The 15,478-nt window shown below is 63.5% G+C and carries 18 protein-coding genes; 9 read left to right on the top strand and 9 right to left on the bottom strand.

The genetic code is table 11. The annotated features are described in order from the left end of the window. Positions 1–19: 19 nt before the first annotated feature. From selD to FJQ89_RS05120, 3 genes are all read right to left on the bottom strand, one after another. Complete coding sequence (selD, locus tag FJQ89_RS05130) at positions 20–1,075, bottom strand: selenide, water dikinase SelD (protein WP_141169326.1); 1,056 nt, start codon at positions 1,073–1,075, stop codon at positions 20–22. Positions 1,076–1,120: 45 nt separating this feature from the next. Next, a complete protein-coding gene (mnmH, locus tag FJQ89_RS05125) occupies positions 1,121–2,212 on the bottom strand; it encodes a tRNA 2-selenouridine(34) synthase MnmH (protein ID WP_141169325.1) in 1,092 nt (363 codons plus the stop codon). Positions 2,213–2,291: 79 nt separating this feature from the next. After that, complete coding sequence (locus FJQ89_RS05120; protein ID WP_243136425.1) at positions 2,292–3,434, bottom strand: FAD-dependent oxidoreductase; 1,143 nt, start codon at positions 3,432–3,434, stop codon at positions 2,292–2,294. 90 nt (positions 3,435–3,524) lie between these two features. Here FJQ89_RS05120 and FJQ89_RS05115 point away from each other — a divergent pair, with 90 nt between their 5' ends. Next, positions 3,525–4,220, top strand: coding sequence for a TetR/AcrR family transcriptional regulator (locus tag FJQ89_RS05115; protein WP_141169323.1), 696 nt, complete (start codon positions 3,525–3,527; stop codon positions 4,218–4,220). Here FJQ89_RS05115 and FJQ89_RS05110 read toward each other — a convergent pair. Together FJQ89_RS05110 and FJQ89_RS05105 are read right to left on the bottom strand one after the other, a co-directional pair. After that, positions 4,217–4,906 (bottom strand): LrgB family protein, encoded by a 690-nt coding sequence (locus tag FJQ89_RS05110; RefSeq protein ID WP_141169322.1) that lies wholly within the window; start codon positions 4,904–4,906, stop codon positions 4,217–4,219. The two genes, FJQ89_RS05115 and FJQ89_RS05110, sit on opposite strands and share 4 nt — an antisense overlap. Next, a complete protein-coding gene (locus FJQ89_RS05105; protein WP_141169321.1) occupies positions 4,903–5,361 on the bottom strand; it encodes a CidA/LrgA family protein in 459 nt (152 codons plus the stop codon). The genes FJQ89_RS05110 and FJQ89_RS05105 overlap by 4 nt, the downstream gene beginning before the upstream one ends. 103 nt (positions 5,362–5,464) lie before the next feature. Between FJQ89_RS05105 and FJQ89_RS05100 the strand changes: the two genes are divergently transcribed. The 4 genes from FJQ89_RS05100 to FJQ89_RS05085 all read left to right on the top strand — a co-directional run bounded on the left by FJQ89_RS05100 (position 5,465) and on the right by FJQ89_RS05085 (position 8,824). Then, positions 5,465–6,373: a LysR family transcriptional regulator gene (locus tag FJQ89_RS05100; protein ID WP_141169320.1), complete on the top strand. Its 909-nt coding sequence runs from the start codon at positions 5,465–5,467 to the stop codon at positions 6,371–6,373. Positions 6,374–6,398: 25 nt separating this feature from the next. Then, positions 6,399–7,217 (top strand): glutaminyl-peptide cyclotransferase, encoded by an 819-nt coding sequence (locus FJQ89_RS05095; RefSeq protein ID WP_205704569.1) that lies wholly within the window; start codon positions 6,399–6,401, stop codon positions 7,215–7,217. An 81-nt stretch (positions 7,218–7,298) separates the two neighbouring features. Further along, positions 7,299–8,165, top strand: a complete 867-nt coding sequence (locus tag FJQ89_RS05090) for a hypothetical protein (protein ID WP_141169319.1) — start codon at positions 7,299–7,301, stop codon at positions 8,163–8,165. Further along, entirely contained in the window at positions 8,162–8,824 is a 663-nt protein-coding gene (locus tag FJQ89_RS05085; RefSeq protein ID WP_141169318.1) for a hypothetical protein, read from the top strand. The genes FJQ89_RS05090 and FJQ89_RS05085 overlap by 4 nt, the downstream gene beginning before the upstream one ends. 64 nt (positions 8,825–8,888) lie before the next feature. On the opposite strand, the gene FJQ89_RS05080 is transcribed toward FJQ89_RS05085, so the two are convergent. Then, positions 8,889–9,137, bottom strand: coding sequence for a DUF3297 family protein (locus tag FJQ89_RS05080; protein WP_010398340.1), 249 nt, complete (start codon positions 9,135–9,137; stop codon positions 8,889–8,891). 111 nt (positions 9,138–9,248) lie between these two features. Beyond that, positions 9,249–9,650: a GFA family protein gene (locus FJQ89_RS05075; RefSeq protein WP_141169317.1), complete on the bottom strand. Its 402-nt coding sequence runs from the start codon at positions 9,648–9,650 to the stop codon at positions 9,249–9,251. A 116-nt stretch (positions 9,651–9,766) separates the two neighbouring features. On the opposite strand from FJQ89_RS05075, the gene FJQ89_RS05070 reads away from it, so the two are divergent. From FJQ89_RS05070 to FJQ89_RS05060, 3 genes are all read left to right on the top strand, one after another. After that, complete coding sequence (locus FJQ89_RS05070; RefSeq protein WP_141169316.1) at positions 9,767–10,147, top strand: hypothetical protein; 381 nt, start codon at positions 9,767–9,769, stop codon at positions 10,145–10,147. A gap of 7 nt (positions 10,148–10,154) precedes the next feature. Continuing rightward, entirely contained in the window at positions 10,155–10,484 is a 330-nt protein-coding gene (locus FJQ89_RS05065) for an immunity protein Imm33 domain-containing protein (RefSeq protein ID WP_141169315.1), read from the top strand. A gap of 85 nt (positions 10,485–10,569) precedes the next feature. After that, positions 10,570–12,036 (top strand): serine hydrolase domain-containing protein, encoded by a 1,467-nt coding sequence (locus FJQ89_RS05060; protein ID WP_205704568.1) that lies wholly within the window; start codon positions 10,570–10,572, stop codon positions 12,034–12,036. On the opposite strand, the gene FJQ89_RS05055 is transcribed toward FJQ89_RS05060, so the two are convergent. After that, complete coding sequence (locus FJQ89_RS05055; protein ID WP_141169314.1) at positions 12,033–12,608, bottom strand: type 1 glutamine amidotransferase family protein; 576 nt, start codon at positions 12,606–12,608, stop codon at positions 12,033–12,035. The genes FJQ89_RS05060 and FJQ89_RS05055 overlap by 4 nt on opposite strands. 202 nt (positions 12,609–12,810) lie before the next feature. On the opposite strand from FJQ89_RS05055, the gene FJQ89_RS05050 reads away from it, so the two are divergent. Continuing rightward, entirely contained in the window at positions 12,811–14,460 is a 1,650-nt protein-coding gene (locus tag FJQ89_RS05050) for a phosphoethanolamine transferase (RefSeq protein ID WP_141169313.1), read from the top strand. A gap of 70 nt (positions 14,461–14,530) precedes the next feature. Here the strand turns inward: FJQ89_RS05050 and FJQ89_RS05045 are convergent, their stop codons facing one another. Continuing rightward, complete coding sequence (locus FJQ89_RS05045) at positions 14,531–15,304, bottom strand: ferredoxin--NADP reductase (protein WP_071077292.1); 774 nt, start codon at positions 15,302–15,304, stop codon at positions 14,531–14,533. Positions 15,305–15,478 lie beyond the last annotated feature (174 nt).

The raw sequence follows: 15,478 nt of genomic DNA, 5'->3' as shown, positions 1-15,478 counted from the left end.
CCTTTAGAAAAATTGTTCATTAATATACGGAAACCCCGGTACTGCCTTCCTGCATCTCGCCAATGACGACGGCGTCGCCAAAGCCTTCGGCGCGGAAAATCGCCAGCACTTGCTCGACGGCTTCCGGCGCGCAGGCCACCAGCAAGGGGCCGGCCGTTTGCGGGTCCGTCAGGATCGCCTTGTCGATGGCGCTCAGGCTGTCGGCCAGTGCCACTTGCGTGCCGTACCCCTGCCAGTTGCGGCCGGAAGCACCCGTGATGTTGCCGTTTTGCGCCAGTTGCTGCACTTGCGGCAGCAGCGGCACGTCAGCCATGGTGATGCGCGCCTGTAACTTGGCACCGCGCGCCAGTTCCAGGGTGTGGCCCAGCAAGCCGAAGCCCGTCACGTCCGTCAGCGCATGCACGCCATCGAGCAGGGCCAGTTTCTTGCCCGGGGTATTCAATTTGGTGGTGTTGTCGATCAAGGACGCGTAGCCAGCCGCGTCCAGCGCATTTTTCTTCAGCGCGGCCGACAGGATGCCCACGCCGATCGGTTTGCCCAATACCAGTTTGTCGCCGGCGCGCGCGCCTGCGTTGCGTTTCACCTGCGAGGGGTGGACCAGGCCCAGCACCACCAGGCCGTAGATCGGCTCGACGGAATCGATGGTGTGGCCGCCCGCGATGGGGATGCCGGCCTGGGCGCAGATGGTTTCGCCGCCTTTCAAGATGAGGCCGATGGTTTCCACCGGCAGCTTGTTGATCGGCATGCCCACCAGGGCCAGCGCCATGATGGGCGTGCCGCCCATGGCGTACACGTCGGAAATGGCGTTGGTGGCGGCGATGCGGCCAAAATCGAAGGGGTCATCGACGATGGGCATGAAGAAATCCGTGGTGGCGATCAGCGCCTGCTCGTCGTTGAGCTGGTACACGGCCGCGTCATCCGAGGTTTCTATGCCGACCAGTAATTCTTTCGGCAGGGGAAAGCCGCCGCTGCCCTTTAAAATGTCGGCCAGCACGCCGGGCGCAATTTTGCAGCCGCAGCCGCCGCCATGGGCAAATTCGGTCAATCGGATGGGGGTGGGAATGCTATCGGACATGGTCGTCATCCTGCTCAAAAAGGTCATGGGAAGCTGCGCCGGCACTTACGCGGCGCTGGCGGTACGCGGTTCGCCGACGATAGCACATAATGCGCGCGCGGCTTGCTCAAAGGCATGTTCTGAAATGTCGGGCAAGACCAGCGGCGTCGCCTGGGCGTAGCGGCTGAAGTTGCGGGCGATCGATTGCCGGTAGACGGGGTCGTAATGCTGCACCAGCAACTCTTCCACCAGCTCGGCCATGTGGCCCGCGGTCGCCAGTTGCTGCCAGTGGGCAATTTTCTCCTTGCCATGCAGCTGCGTCAACAGGGCCAGTTGCACGTTCAGGCGCGCCGGGTCGCCGACGAAATGCGCATAGTCTTGCATCAGCAATTGCACGCGCTCGCCAATGTCCAGCTGCACGTCGGTGCAGGCGGCCGCGCGCATCTTTTCCATCAGCGCATCGGGCACGCGCAGCCGGCCTACTTTCTTGCTTTCTGACTCGATGAAGACGGGGAGCGTCGGGTCGAAATGGCGCAGTTGCTGCCACAGCGCGCTTTCAAACGCCTTTTGCGAGGGCTGGTCCGCGTCCGGCAAGCCGCCCAGCACGGAGCCGCGGTGGGCCGCCAGGTCTTCCAGGTCGATCACTTGCGCGCCTTGTTTGTCCAGCACCTGCAACAGGCGGCTCTTGCCGCTGCCCGTGGGACCGCACAGCACGTTGATGAAGTCGAAACGTTCGGGCAGGGTGGCCAGCTCGGCATTCACGTGGCGCCGGTATTCCTTGTAGCCGCCGTCGAGTTGCGTGACGGGCCAGCCGATGCGCGCCAGGATGTGCGCCATGGCGCCGCTGCGATTGCCGCCGCGCCAGCAGTAGACGAGCGGCGACCAGGAGTGCGGATGCGCGATAAAACCGTCTTCGATGTGCCGCGCGATATTTTTCGCGATCAGCGCCGCGCCCAGTTTCTTCGCTTCGAAGGCGCTCGTCTGTTTATATAAGGTGCCGACGCGTACGCGCTGTTCGTCGTCCAGCACAGGCAGGTTGATTGCGCCCGGCAAATGGTCTTCCGCGAACTCGGACGGGCTGCGCACGTCGATGATGGCATCGAACTCATGCAAGCGGGGCAGGATGTCGCTGAAAGGCAGGACTGCAGGGTATTTCATCGTGGCGCGGCTGCTTGGAGTTGGGAAAGACGTATTATCCCCGATAAAGGCCACCGGCGTGGGGCTTTGGCGCTGCCGCTCACACTTCCCGCGCCGCGCCTGCGTCCTGCATGCCCGTGAAGAACTGCACCAGGCTGTACGGCGCGTCGTCGCCAAAGCACAGGCGCAGGATGCGCTCCGATTCGGCGGCGGCCGCGCTGCTGCGCGCAAACAGCGCCGTTTCATACGCCAGCAGGGCCGCTTCCATGTCGCCTGGGTGTGCGGCAAGCGCCTGTGCCAGCTCGGCACCATCGAACATGGCCAGGTTCGCGCCTTCGCCGGCCGGCGCCATCAGATGGGCGGCGTCGCCCAGCAAGGTCACGCCCGCCACGCGCCGCCAGCGGTGGTCGACAGGCAGCATATGCACGGGACGGGGCACGGGCGGCGTGTCCGCGTCCGTGATCAGGGCCGTGAGCACCGGCGCCCAGCCGGTAAATTGCGCGGCGATGCAGGCCCGGGCGGCAGGCGGATCGGCAAAGTCGATGCCGGCCAGCCACTCCTCAGGTTTACTCAGGGCCACATACGCATGCAGCACGCCATCGGCTTCGCGGTGAGCCTGGATACCCTTGCCGGGCGCCAGCGCGAACAGGGCGCCATCGCCCACGGCTTGCGCGGTGGCCCGGTGGCGGCGGTCGCTGTCGAACAGGTACGTTTCAATGAAGGAAATACCGCTATACGCGGGCTGCGCGCTGGAGAGCAGGGGCCGCACCCTGGACCAGGCGCCATCCGCGCCTGCCAGCAGGTCGCTTGTTGCCGTGGCGCCATTGACAAAGTGTAAAAGGTGTTGGCCGCGGTCGAGCATTGCGGCGCTTGTCAATTTATGGCCCCAGCGCACGCTGCCCGGGGGGAGTGCATCGAGCAGGATGCGGCGCAGTTCGCCGCGCGCCACTTCGGGACGGCCCCCCGTGCCATCGTCCCCCTGATCGAGCAAGACCGTGCCGTGCTGGTCGAGCACGCGGCTCGCTTCGCCGCCCGCATGGATGAGGGCGCGGAAGGCGTCATGCAGGTCGGCCGCCCGCAGCGCTTGCTGGCCGGTTTCCTCGTGGATGTCGAGCATGCCGCCCTGGTGGCGCGCCTGCGGCGATGCGTCCGCTTCATACACGGTGGAGGCGATGCCGTGGACGTGCAGCACGCGGGCGAGCATCAGCCCGCCCAGGCCCGCGCCGATGATGGTGATATGCATGGTGATCCTTGAGGGTGGTTTTTAGAATGGCATTGGAACACTGTTCCATCGGAATTTTGCGGCAGGCCAGCATCTGTGTCAAGATAAGCGATGCCGAATAATGTAGCGAACCCACCACGACGCGCAGACTCGCTGACGCGCGACACCATCATCGATGCCGCCATTGCCCTGCTCGATACGGCCGGCGAGGGCGGCTTGACCTTCCGTGCCCTGGCCGCGCGCCTGGCGACGGGGGCGGGGGCCATTTACTGGCACGTGGCCGACAAGGATGACCTGTTCACGGCCGCCAGTGACGCCATCGTCGTGCGCGCCATGCAGGCGGCCATGGATGCCACGCTGCACGGCGATACGCCGCAGGCAGGCATACGCGCCGTGGCGCTGGCCATGTTCGAGGCGATGGATGCACATCCGTGGCTGGGCTCGGCCCTGTCGCGCGCGCCGGGCCAGTTGCCCAGCGTGCGCATTCTGGAACGCCTGGGCCGGCAAGTGGATGCCCTGGGCGTGCCGCAGGACAGGCAATGGCTGGCGGCATGCACGCTGTTGAATTATTTGCTGGGAGTAAGCGGGCAAAATGCCGCCAATGCCGTCATCGCCCGGGAAAAAGGCCTGGAGCGCGCGCACTTCCTCGATACCATGGCGGGCGCCTGGTCACGTCTCGACGCGCAGGCGTTTCCGTTTGCCCGCAAGGTGGCGGGGCAGTTGCGCACGCACGATGACCGCGAGGATTTCCTGGCAGGAATCGACCTGATCGTGCATGGCGTGCAGGCGCTGCAAGCGCGACGTTAGCCCAGCAGATGCCCCAGCAGCGGCGCCAGCAGCACCGTCACGACGCCGGAAAAAATCATCGTCAGGCTGGCCACGGCGCCTTCTTCCGTGCCTACGCGGCGCGCCACGGACAAGCCAAAACCGTGCGCGGCCGCGCCATACGGGGCGCCACGGGCGATGCGCATGCGCAAGGGCAGCAGTTTTAATAGCGGTTTACCGAGCATCAGGCCGAACAAGCCCGTCATCACCACGAAGATGCCCGTCAGCTGGGCCGAGCCGCCCATGTGGCGCGACGCTTCCAGCGCGAACGGCGTCGAGACGGAGCGCGCCAACAGGCTGCGCGCCATGTCGCCGTGCACGCCAAATATCCGGTCCAGCAGCAGGGTGGCGGCCACGGAGGCGACGATGCCGGCGCAACTGCCCAGCGACAAGGCCAGCCAGTGCTTGCGGATCAGCTTGCGCTCCTGGAAGATGGGCAGGGCGAAGGCGATGGTGGCCGGCCCCAGCAGCCAAGGCAGCCAGCGCGTCTCGCCGAAATACGTGGCGAACGGCGTCGAGGTCGCCTGCACGATGACGATCAGTATCGCCGAGGTGCAGATGGCGGGCGTGAGCAAGAAGTGCGGATGGCGGCGGTGCACGGCCTGGTTGGCGTAGAACAAGACCAGGGTCAGCAGCAGAAACAGCAACGACAGGACCAGGGTGCTCATGCTGCCGCCCTGGCTGTGCGCTGGCGCAGCAGCTTATTCAGACGCAACTTGCGTTCATAACGGCACACCCATTCCACCGTCAACGCCGTGGCCAGCATCACGCTGGCAAAGCCGAGGCCGATATTCACGAACAGCATCAGACCTTGCGCCTTCAGCAGTTGCGTAAATTGCACCACGGACACCACCAGCGGAATGAAGAACAGCAGCATGTTGGCCAGCAGCCAGTTCGCGCCCAGTTCGATGGCGGTCGGACGCACCCAGCCCGACAGCAGCAGGGCCACCAGCACGAACAGGCCCACCACGCCGCCGGAAAACGGCAAGTGCAGGGCGGAAGCGGCTTCGTCGGCCAGCCACCAGGCGGCGATCAGTACGCCTACTTGCCATGCGGTCTGCGCGGGCTGGCGCCAGACGGGGATGGAGGGCAGGGTAGCGGTGGAACAGTGCAAGGCTTTCACGGCAGGCTTTCAAACGGCTGGGGGAAGTTTTCATTGTAGTGACCGCACATCAAAAGATAAAATGACTTAAACTCATCATTATCATTCGATATTGGAATGCATCATGGATATCCGCTCCCTGCGCTACTTCGTCGAAGTGGTCGAACAAGCCAGTTTTACGCGCGCGGCAAACAAGCTGCACGTGACGCAGCCCACCGTCAGCAAAATGATCCAGCAATTGGAACAGTCGCTGGACTTGGCCTTGCTGGACCGCGCCGGTAAACGTTTTACGCTGACGGACGCGGGCAAGGTGGTGCTGTCGCGCGCGCATACCTTGCTGGCCCTGCACGCGGAACTGAAGGTCGAATTGCGCGACTTGCAACATCTGGAGCGGGGGGAGCTGCGCGTCGGCGTGTCGCCGCAGACGCATTCCACGCTGGCGCCATGGCTGGCCGAATACCATCAGCGCTATCCGGGCATCGAACTGAAAATGTACGAAAGCGGCACGCAGGCGATCGAGCGCGACTTGCGCACGGGCACGGTGGAACTGGGCACCATGCTCGACTATCCGGGCAACGCGGCCACCTGGCAGGATTTCGAAGCGCTGCCCCTGGTGCGCTCACCGCTGTGCCTGCTGGCAGCGCCCGGCTCGCCGTGGCAGGGACGCTCGTCCGTGGCCCTGGCCGAGCTGGCCGAGAGCCCCTTCATTTTCTACGGCGCCGCCTTCGCCTTGAATGACATCGTGCTCGATGCCTGCCAGCGGGCCGGTTTCGCGCCGCGCATCACAGGCCGCAGCGGCCAGTGGGATTTCATCGCCTCGCTGGTGCGGCTGGGCGTGGGCATTTGCCTGCTGCCAAAGATGTATTGCGATACGCTTAATGCCGCGCAATTTGCCGTGATTCCCCTGGCCGGCCCGCCCGTGGAGTGGAATCTGATGCTGGCCTGGCGTCGTGGCGGGCGGCTGTCGTTTGCGGCGCGTGCCTGGCTGGACCTCGTCAGGGCGCGCATGGCGGACGCGGCCCGTTTACAATAGCTGCTCGCCAACCACCGCCAAGAATATGAAGAATATCGGTAAAACAAGTCTGAAACGCACGGCAGGCTCGCTGCTGCTGGGATTGCTATGTACCGTGGGCCTGATGAGTGAAATGGGCTACGCCCAGGCCGCGCTCCCCGTGTATGGCTATTTCGTCAAGAATACCTATCCGCACGATCCGCAGGCATTTACCCAGGGCTTGCTGTTCAAAGACGGTCACCTGTATGAAAGCACGGGCCAGAATGGCCAGTCCTCCTTGCGCAAGGTGGAATTGACGACGGGCAAGATCTTGCAGAAAAGCATGCTCGACAAAAAAGTGTTCGGCGAAGGCATCACGGACGTGGGCGATGAGATCCTGGGCCTGACGTGGATTTCGCAGACCGGCTATGTCTTCGACCAGAAGACGTTCAAACTGAAACGCACCTTCAGCTACCAGGGCGAAGGCTGGGGCCTGGCCAGCGATGGTAAATTTGTCTACATGAGCGACGGCACCTCCGCCATCCGCGTACTGAATCCGAAAACCCTGGCCGAGGTGCGCCGCTTCGAGGTCAAGGCGGAAGGCCGTTCCATCGACCGCCTGAACGAACTGGAAATGGTCGACGGGGAACTGTTTGCCAATGTGTGGGGCGCGGACGTGATCGCCCGCATCGACCCGGCCAGCGGCAAGGTCGTGGGCTGGATCGACCTGACGGGCTTGCTGCCGCCGGAACAGCGGGGCACGGCCAATCCCGACGCCGTGCTCAACGGCATCGCCTGGGATGCGCGCGGCAAGCGCCTGTTTGTCACGGGCAAGCTGTGGCCCAAGCTGTTCGAGATCGAACTGATTGAAATCCAGCGCCGTTGATATTGGTTATCGGACAGCGTTGCCAGGGGGGAATCGTCTATGATATGCCTCCTTCGCACCTTGCGACCTTTACAGGATGCCATGCTGTCCCTTTCTTTCCCCCTGCGCCGCCTGGCGGCGGCCACCAGCCTGGCCGCCGCCATCTGGCCCGCCGCGCAGGCGCAAACGCCAACGCCCTACGTGCCGGTGACCAAACAGTACGGCGACTTCGTCGTCACGAATGACCGCTTCGACTCGCTCGTCACCTTGTCTTTCCGCAAGCAGGGCTATTACCCCGGCGGCGCGCGCGAAGTGGTGGAAGTGCGCCCCCTCAAAGCCACGCGCGAGGGCCAGCCCATGCTGCTGGCGTTTACCAAGGGCTATACGGGGCAGGGCACCATCCTCATCGGCGTGCAGAATGGCGAACCGCTGATGCGCCCCATCAGTCCCCTGCAGCGCGACAGCATGGTGCGCACGGAGCGCGACCCCGAATGGGGCGTGCCGCAGCCGGGCCGCAGCGAAATGCTGCTGTTTCCCCGCGACGGCCGCGCGCTCGATACGGGCACGGGCGAACTGCTGTGGTTTGACGTGCCGGGTGGAGTCACGGGCGATTATGCGCCCGCCATGCTGGTCTCCGTGTCGCCCGACGGGCGGCGCGGCGCCTATCTCGCCAGGAAGCTGACCACATTGCAAGTGCTCGTTGCCACGCGCGACGACGGCGTGGCCGGCGTGCTGGCCTTGCCGCCCGATACCTATCAACGGTGGCTGAAACCGTTGTCGGAGGCCGCTTCCGAACAGGCGGGCGCCGCCATCAAGGCGCGCCAAGGCCGCACCGATTCAAACCGCATCCGGCGCGAGCTGGAACTGGCCTGGTTTGGCCAGCAATTTCAATGGAAACAAGGCAAGAATGGCTGGCAAGTGTCGGGGCTGGGCCTCAGTTCAACGCCGCCAGAAGGAAAACAGCCATGACAATACCCAAACTCCTCGCCGGCTGCCTCGCCGCCTCCTTGCTGGCCGGCTGCGTGCACGGCGAAATGTTCCCCAAGGATTATCTGGCACAAGATATCGACAAGCAAGAAGCGTTGCTGGAACTGGACGTGGTTTTCGGGCAAGCGCCCGATGACAAGCTGACGTCGCGCGTGACGGCACGCAATACCGTGGAATACGCGGGCGCGCCGCACATCGTCGTGCCGTTCTACCAGAAGGGCCTCGGTTTCGACCAGGGTTTCGCCGGCACTTACATGTTTGCCGTGGTGTATCCGGTTGCCAAGGTCGAGACGGCCACGGCCAGCAGCCGCGTCTTCGGCCTGAAACTTGAAGGCCAGCAGCCGGGCAACCCGCGCTACCGCTTCCGCGTGCCGGGCAAGGCGCAATGGAACAGCAATGAAACTTTCATGCTGAGCTTTGAGCGCAAGGGCCGCCGCGAAGACATCACTTTTCGCTTCAGCAACGAGCAAAGCTGCCCGTCCGCCTTCCTGGCCAGCACGCCCAAATATGGCTTCCCCATCAAGGTTGTCGCCACCTTCAAGGATAACAAGGGCTGCCTGAAAGTGTGCGACAGCCGCGACCAGTGGCCCGGCTTTTGCGCTTACCAGCCGCCGCCGGCCGCTGAACCGGCACGGGGCTGAGCAATACCTGCAGACGTAAAAAAGGCCGATGGAAATCGGCCTCGATGACAGCTGTAGGCGTTGCTTAGCGGTAAAACGCTTCGACTTTGCCCTTCAGCTTGATCTGCAGTGGACGGCCGCGGCGGTCCAGCGACTTGGTGGAAGCGACCTTGATCCAGCGTTCGCTGATGCAATATTCTTCCACGTCAAGACGTTCCTTGTCGTTGAAGCGGATGCCGACGTCGTTCTCGAACACGGCTGCAACGTGGTAAGGGCTGCTGGGGTCGATCGACAGGCGATCGGGCAATGGGGGTAAGGTGGTGGTATCGTTCATGGGCGTAATTATCGCCCAGAATGCCAATCCAGACAACGGGAAGTGCATGCTTATCTGGCCGCCCGCGACATGGCGCCCCCCGTATCTCCTTTCCTTGCCGTCCTTCCGCCCTTACAGATGCCGCGTTTCCTGCGGCGGCGTGTGCCACGCGTCATGCGAGCCGTCGACAAAGGTGACGGGCACCTGGGCCAGTTCGGCCACCGCGGCATCGTCGAGGCAGTTCACGCCGATACCGACAAACGGGCCGCCGCGGGGAGAATCGCCGCGACCAAATGGGCGCACGCCGCAATGGCGGCAAAAATAGTGGCGTTCGCGGCCGGCGCCGAAGCGGTATTCGCTCAAGTCCGCTTCTCCGGCCAGCAGGCGGAAAGCCGTGGGCGGCACCAGGCTGGCCCAGCAGCGAATTTTCAGGCAATAGGAACAATTGCAGCGCAAACTCGGCGCCGCCAGGTCGATCTCGGCCGCGAAGCGCACGGCGCCGCAGTGGCAACTGCCATGGTAGGTTTTTTTCATCGTAGCCTACTTTACAGGGTTGCCGTACTGTCATGCAACTGCCGGCATGGCGAGAGTGCGGCATCGGCCAGGCCGCGCACTATAATGGCGCCTGTTCAAGAGAGAGGAGTCGCAGCATGGACATGCGCATGACCGACAGCCTGCGGCAACAGGCCTATGCACAGGCGGCGGCCTTCGTGCACACGCTCGACCTGCGCGATCCGGTGGCGCTGCAACGCGTCTGGTCGCTGGCGCCGGGCGTGGCCGACGAGATCATCGAGATGCTCGACAGCTATTTTGCGGCGAACCAGGCGCTGTCCCTGGCGCCGCTGGCCGAGGCCTTTGTGCCGGGCAAGGGTGGCCGTCCCGCCGTCGATGTGTATGCCACCGATCGCGGGCCGCTGGGTCTGGAATGCCTGTTGCTGGCCGATGGCAAGCCGGGCGAAGCGATCTTGCACCTGGAAATGTCGGGCCATGATGGCGCGCTGCGCCTCCATTATCAATACATCGGATCCTGAGGGCAGCATGACCGTACCGATCAGCAAAACACAGCAGCGCATCTGCGACAAATTCGGCTTGCAGGCGCAGGCGCCCGAGCCCATGGTGGCCCTGGCCATCGGCAGCCTGGACCAATCGCCCATCTACGGCACGCGCATTGTGCTGCCGGAAAACGGCACCATCAGCTGGTTTATTCACTGCGGCGAACACGACGACGCCAGCGGCTTTTACCAGCCCCTGCATGCGCAACACCTGCACGAGATGCTGCCGCAAGTGGTCGATTATCTGGCCTTGCCCAGCGGCGCCAAATTCATTCTCGACCGCGAAGGCTATGAAGACGTGTGGCTGGAAGAGTAGCTTTCTTACCAGCAAGATTGTCATTGACGTTGATAAACAGGTATGGGATGCTGCGATTCCGTTTTCAACTGTCGAAAGCCGCATAGTGACTCCACGCCTTCCTTCCGTCCTGCTCGTCATGGCGCTAGCCGCCATCCCCGCTGGTGTGATAGCCGCCCCTGCCAGCCCATCCCAGGCATCGCGCGCGGCACAGGAGATTGGCGCTTTCGTGCGCAGCGAAATGCGGGAGCGCCAGATTCCGGGACTGCAACTGGCGGTGATCCAGCGTGGCAAGGTCGTGCTGAAGCACAATTTTGGCCTGGCCAGCCTGCAATACCAGGTGCCCGTGACGGACGCCAGCCTGTTTTCCATCAATTCGGCAACGAAAGCGTTTGCCGGCGTGGCCGTGATGCAACTGGTGCAGGAGGGCAAGATCGATCTGGCGGCGCCCATCGGCCAGTACCTGGCGGGGCTGCCATCGGCATGGCAAGCCGTGACGGTGACGCAATTGCTCAACCATACTTCGGGCTTGCCCGATGTGCTGGACCAGCGCAGCGGCAAGCTGGTGGGGCCGCAGCCGGACGATGCCGATGCGGCGTGGACGGCGGTGCAGGCGCTGCCGGTGGAGGCAAAACCGGGTGAACGCTTCCGCTACAACCAGACCAATTACGTGCTGCTGGCGCAATTGATCGAACGGCAAGGCGGCCAGTCCTTTACTACCTTCATCCAGCGCCGGCAGTTTGACGTGGCCGGCATGCCGCACAGCGGCTTTGGTGATGCGAAGGACGTGGTCGCCAAGAAGGCCAGTTCCTACGTGCTGGACCGGGGCGGCAACGGTTACCGCAACGTGATCGAAGACTTTCCCGTCTTCATGCGCGCGGGGGCCGGTATCAATAGCAATGCGGGCGAACTGGCCAACTGGCTCATCTCGCTGCAGTCGGGACGCTTGCTGGCGCCCGCCAGTCTGGCACGGCTGTGGCAGCCGACCAGCTTGAATGACGGCAAGCCGGCGCCGTGGGCGCTGGGCTGGCCCAGCATCGGCCGCGCTGGCCACCGCGCCGTGGCCGGCATCGGCGGCGCCCGCTCGGCCTTTTATGTATATCCGGACGATGGCCTTGCCATCATTATTCTCAGCAACCTTGCAGGTGGCCAGCCGGAACAGCTGATCGATACCGTCGCCGGCTTCTATATTCCCGCCCTGCGCCAGCAGCGCGGCGGCGCGTATGCCGCGCACCTGCTGCGCCAGCAGGCCGCCAGCGCTGGTTTCGACGGGCTGGACAAGAAACTGGCGGCCATCCGGCGCCAGCACGGGCTGTCTGCGCCCACTGAAGACGATTTGAATGCCTGGGGCTACCGCCTGCTGGGCCGGCAGCAGCCGAAACAGGCGCTCGCCGTCTTCCAGTTGGGCGTGCAACTGTACCCGCAAGGGGCGAACGGCCACGACAGCCTGGCCGAAGCGTACGAGGCCGATGGCGCCACGGCGCTGGCCGTCACGCATTACCGCCGTTCGCTGGAGCTGGACCCCGGCAACACGCACGCCGCGGCGCGCTTGCGCGTGCTGGCCCCCGACTAGCGTTCTGCCTGGCCGTGCTCGGCCCCGTGCATGGTCAGGTAGGCCGTCAGGTTGTCGTCGTCAATGCCCAGGCTGCGCAGCACTTCCCGCGTAAAACTGACGGGCGCCGTGCCCGGTGCCGTAACGATGCGCTGGTCGGCCACGGCCCACGGTACGTCCTGGTACAGGGCCGCGCCCGCATAGCCCGTTTGTAACAGGTTGTCCGCACTGTTGGACGTATGGCGCACGGTGTCGAGCACGCCTGCCTGCGCCAGCACGCGCGTGCCGTCGCAAATGCCGGCCAGCACAGTATTGTTGTCGCGGGCGGCGCGCAGCAAGGGGCCCAGGTCGGGCGCCTTGCCGCTTTGCCAGTGGCTGCCGCCACACACCATCAGCAAATCGAGTTCATCGAGCACAATCTCTTCCAGTGCCAGTTGCGGCGTGACCAACATGCCACCGGACGAGGTGACGGGCAGGCCTCCCGGCGTGGCGAACTGCGTGTAAAAGCCGTAATACAGGCGCGCCGTGGAATTGATCAGGGCGGTTTCCCAATCGGCAAAGTTCTCGGTCAGTATGGTAATGGCACGTGTCATGAAAAGTCCTGTCGCAGGTGGAGATATCAATTTGAATACAGGCTGGCTGGCCTGCTGGTGCCGAAAGCATAATAAAAAGTACTGACAATTTCTGTCAGGAGCACGCGTGAAATGATGGCACAAACAGCAAGGGACTACGCTACAATCGCTGGCCCGTTCGCGCGGGCTTGCCCCTGTTCAATACTTACTCCCTGTCGCCTCCATGCTGATTCTGTTTTGCCGTGTCCTGTTCAGCATTGCTGGCCTGTTGCTGTTCTTCCTCTTCGATCAGTTAAGTGCGAACGAATGCCTGAAATTGTGCGTCTTGCTGGCGGCCTTCCTGCTGGGCGTGGGCGGCATGCTGCACGCGTGGCGTGGCAGTTCCAGCGCCAGCGCGGTCACCTTGCTGCTGCGCATCGTGGTGCCCGTGTTTTACCTCGACGCTGCCATCAAGGGCTTCTTGCGTGACTATTTTGGCATGCGGCCCAATCCGAATGCCGTTTTGCAGGCCATGTTTGCGACAGATCAAGCCGAGACGGGAGAATTCTTCCTGCACAACAGCGTCGCCCTGGCGCAAGCGGCGGGCTGGTTTGTCCTCGTGACGGCGGCGGTGCTGCTGGCCGACCGCCAGTTGCTGCGCCGGCAAGCGGCGCGCGCCAGTCGCCCACCGGGCCTGGCGCAAAAATGCTTTGCCGTCAGCATGGCCATCTTTCTCGTGCTGCTGCACGTTAATACCACCATGCGGCGTGAAAATCCGGCCCTGTTCTGGCCGCTGCGCTACCAGCAGTACAGCGCGCAGCTGGCAGCGATGAAATCCATGCAGCAGGCGCTGACGGCGGCCATGGCCGCGCCGGGCGACTGGCATGTGCGCTATGCGGGCGAGGATGCGCGCACCGTCATCCTGGTGATCGGCGAGAGCACCAACCGCGCCTCGATGTCGCTGTATGGCTACCCTCGCGCCACCACGCCCCGGCTCGATGCCATGCGGGCGAAGCTGCTGGTGTTCAATGATGTGATTTCGCCCGCGTCCAGCACGGTGGAATCGATGATGACGATGCTCACGCCGGCCGATATCGGCAGCCCCGATGCGTGGATGGCCAAGCCGAATTTGCTGATGCTGGCCGAGGCGGCCGGCTACAAGACGTTCTGGGTCTCGAACCAGACGCGCAACGACGGCTGGATCGGTCTGCTGGCGGGCCAGGCCGATGAAAGCGACTTCATCAACTACGGTACTGGCCGCGGCGAAAACAATTTCGACGGCAACCTGTTCCAGCCATTCGCCCACGCGCTGGCCGATAGCGCGCCGAAAAAGCTCATCGTCGTGCATTTGCTGGGCGCCCATCCCAGCTATGACATGCGCTATCCCAGCCGTTTTGCGCATTTCGATCAGGTGCAGGACGCCGTCAGCGCGCAGATGGCCAGCCAGGGCAGGTCCAGCTGGATACGCCACCAGCGCGATGAGTACGATAACGCCATCCGCTATGGCGATTATGTGCTGGGCACCCTGATCGGCATGGCCGACACAGCCAAGGCCGGGCGCGCCGCCTCGCTGCTGTTTGTCTCCGACCATGGCCAGGAAGTGGGCTACAGCCGCAATCACGCGGGCCATTCCGCCTCCGACAAGAGCGGCTATGAAATTCCCATGTTAATCTGGGATAACCAGCAAGCGCCGCAATCGACGGCCGCGCGCGCCGCGCTGGAAAGCCGGCCGTATCAGACCGACAAGCTCGATGCGACCGTGCTGGGCTTGCTGAAGATCGAGACGCGCTATTACGCGGCGCATGACGATATCCTCAGCGGCGCCTTTCAGCCCGTGCAGCGCTTCATGAATGGCTTGCAATACCAGCGCGGCACGCCGGCGCTGGTGCGCTGAGCCGCCAATGAAAAAGGCCCGGTCCCGCCGCAAGCTGCGGCGGGACCGGGCCCCTGGCGAACACGCTGGATTACTTTTCGGCGAACGCGCGCTCGACGACGAAGTCGCCAGGCGTCGAGGTATTGCCTTCCTTGAAGCCACGCGCTTCCAGCATTTCCTTCAGGTCACGCAGCATGTCCGAGCTGCCGCAGATCATGACGCGGTCTTCGGCCGGGTTCAGCGCCGGCAAGCCCAGGTCTGCGGCCAGTTTGCCGTTCTCGATCAGTGCCGTGATGCGGCCCATATTGCGGAAATCTTCGCGCGTGACGGTCGGGTAGTAGCGCAGCTTGTCGCTGACCATTTCGCCCAGGAATTCATGCTTGGGCAGGTGCTCTTCCAGCAGCTCGCGGTAGGCCAGTTCATCGACCTGGCGCACGCCGTGCACGAGGATCAGCTGGTCGAAGCGCTCGTAGATGTCCGGATCGCGCACGATGCTGAGGAATGGCGCCAGGCCCGTGCCCGTCGACAGCATGTACAGGCGCTTGCCTGGCAGCAGGTAGTCGGACACCAGGGTGCCCGTCGGCTTGCGGCCGACGATGACGGTGTCGCCCACTTGCAAATGTTGCAAACGCGACGTCAATGGGCCGCCCGGCACCTTGATGCTGAAAAATTCCAGGTGCTCTTCGTAATTGGCGCTGGCGATACTGTAGGCGCGCAGCAAGGGCTTGCCATCGACGCGCAGGCCGATCATGGTGAAATGGCCATTCGAGAAACGCAGCGACGGGTCGCGCGTGGTGGTAAAGGAGAACAGGGTATCCGTCCAGTGGTGCACGCTTAAAACGCGCTCTTCATTCATCGAACTCATAGTATTTGTTGGCTGGTCAAAAAAATGGTTAGTTGCTGGCAACTGCTGGCAAAAGTGAAACCCTGTGTAGGCCCAGACGCTATTGTACTGGCGTCCACACGAAATTGTTACCGTCTATCGCCGCCATTGCTGCCGCACGCGGTGCCGACATTATAGTGCGAATGGCAAGGCGGG

This window comes from Janthinobacterium tructae (genome assembly GCF_006517255.1).
In the GTDB taxonomy this organism is placed as follows: domain Bacteria; phylum Pseudomonadota; class Gammaproteobacteria; order Burkholderiales; family Burkholderiaceae_D; genus Janthinobacterium; species Janthinobacterium tructae.
This window is presented reverse-complemented; position numbering and strand designations above follow the sequence as displayed.

Bases quoted from the DNA above. Each gene is read 5' to 3' on its own strand.
- FJQ89_RS05120 (WP_243136425.1), bottom strand. From the start codon at position 3,434: ATGCATATCACCATCATCGGCGCGGGCCTGGGCGGGCTGATGCTCGCC.
- mnmH (WP_141169325.1), bottom strand. From the start codon at position 2,212: ATGAAATACCCTGCAGTCCTGCCTTTCAGCGACATCCTGCCCCGCTTG.
- FJQ89_RS05085 (WP_141169318.1), top strand. From the start codon at position 8,162: ATGACAATACCCAAACTCCTCGCCGGCTGCCTCGCCGCCTCCTTGCTG.
- FJQ89_RS05100 (WP_141169320.1), top strand. From the start codon at position 5,465: ATGGATATCCGCTCCCTGCGCTACTTCGTCGAAGTGGTCGAACAAGCC.
- FJQ89_RS05070 (WP_141169316.1), top strand. From the start codon at position 9,767: ATGGACATGCGCATGACCGACAGCCTGCGGCAACAGGCCTATGCACAG.
- FJQ89_RS05065 (WP_141169315.1), top strand. From the start codon at position 10,155: ATGACCGTACCGATCAGCAAAACACAGCAGCGCATCTGCGACAAATTC.
- FJQ89_RS05115 (WP_141169323.1), top strand. From the start codon at position 3,525: ATGCCGAATAATGTAGCGAACCCACCACGACGCGCAGACTCGCTGACG.
- FJQ89_RS05090 (WP_141169319.1), top strand. From the start codon at position 7,299: ATGCTGTCCCTTTCTTTCCCCCTGCGCCGCCTGGCGGCGGCCACCAGC.
- FJQ89_RS05075 (WP_141169317.1), bottom strand. From the start codon at position 9,650: ATGAAAAAAACCTACCATGGCAGTTGCCACTGCGGCGCCGTGCGCTTC.
- FJQ89_RS05110 (WP_141169322.1), bottom strand. From the start codon at position 4,906: ATGAGCACCCTGGTCCTGTCGTTGCTGTTTCTGCTGCTGACCCTGGTC.
- selD (WP_141169326.1), bottom strand. From the start codon at position 1,075: ATGTCCGATAGCATTCCCACCCCCATCCGATTGACCGAATTTGCCCAT.
- FJQ89_RS05095 (WP_205704569.1), top strand. From the start codon at position 6,399: ATGAAGAATATCGGTAAAACAAGTCTGAAACGCACGGCAGGCTCGCTG.
- FJQ89_RS05080 (WP_010398340.1), bottom strand. From the start codon at position 9,137: ATGAACGATACCACCACCTTACCCCCATTGCCCGATCGCCTGTCGATC.
- FJQ89_RS05050 (WP_141169313.1), top strand. From the start codon at position 12,811: ATGCTGATTCTGTTTTGCCGTGTCCTGTTCAGCATTGCTGGCCTGTTG.
- FJQ89_RS05055 (WP_141169314.1), bottom strand. From the start codon at position 12,608: ATGACACGTGCCATTACCATACTGACCGAGAACTTTGCCGATTGGGAA.
- FJQ89_RS05045 (WP_071077292.1), bottom strand. From the start codon at position 15,304: ATGAGTTCGATGAATGAAGAGCGCGTTTTAAGCGTGCACCACTGGACG.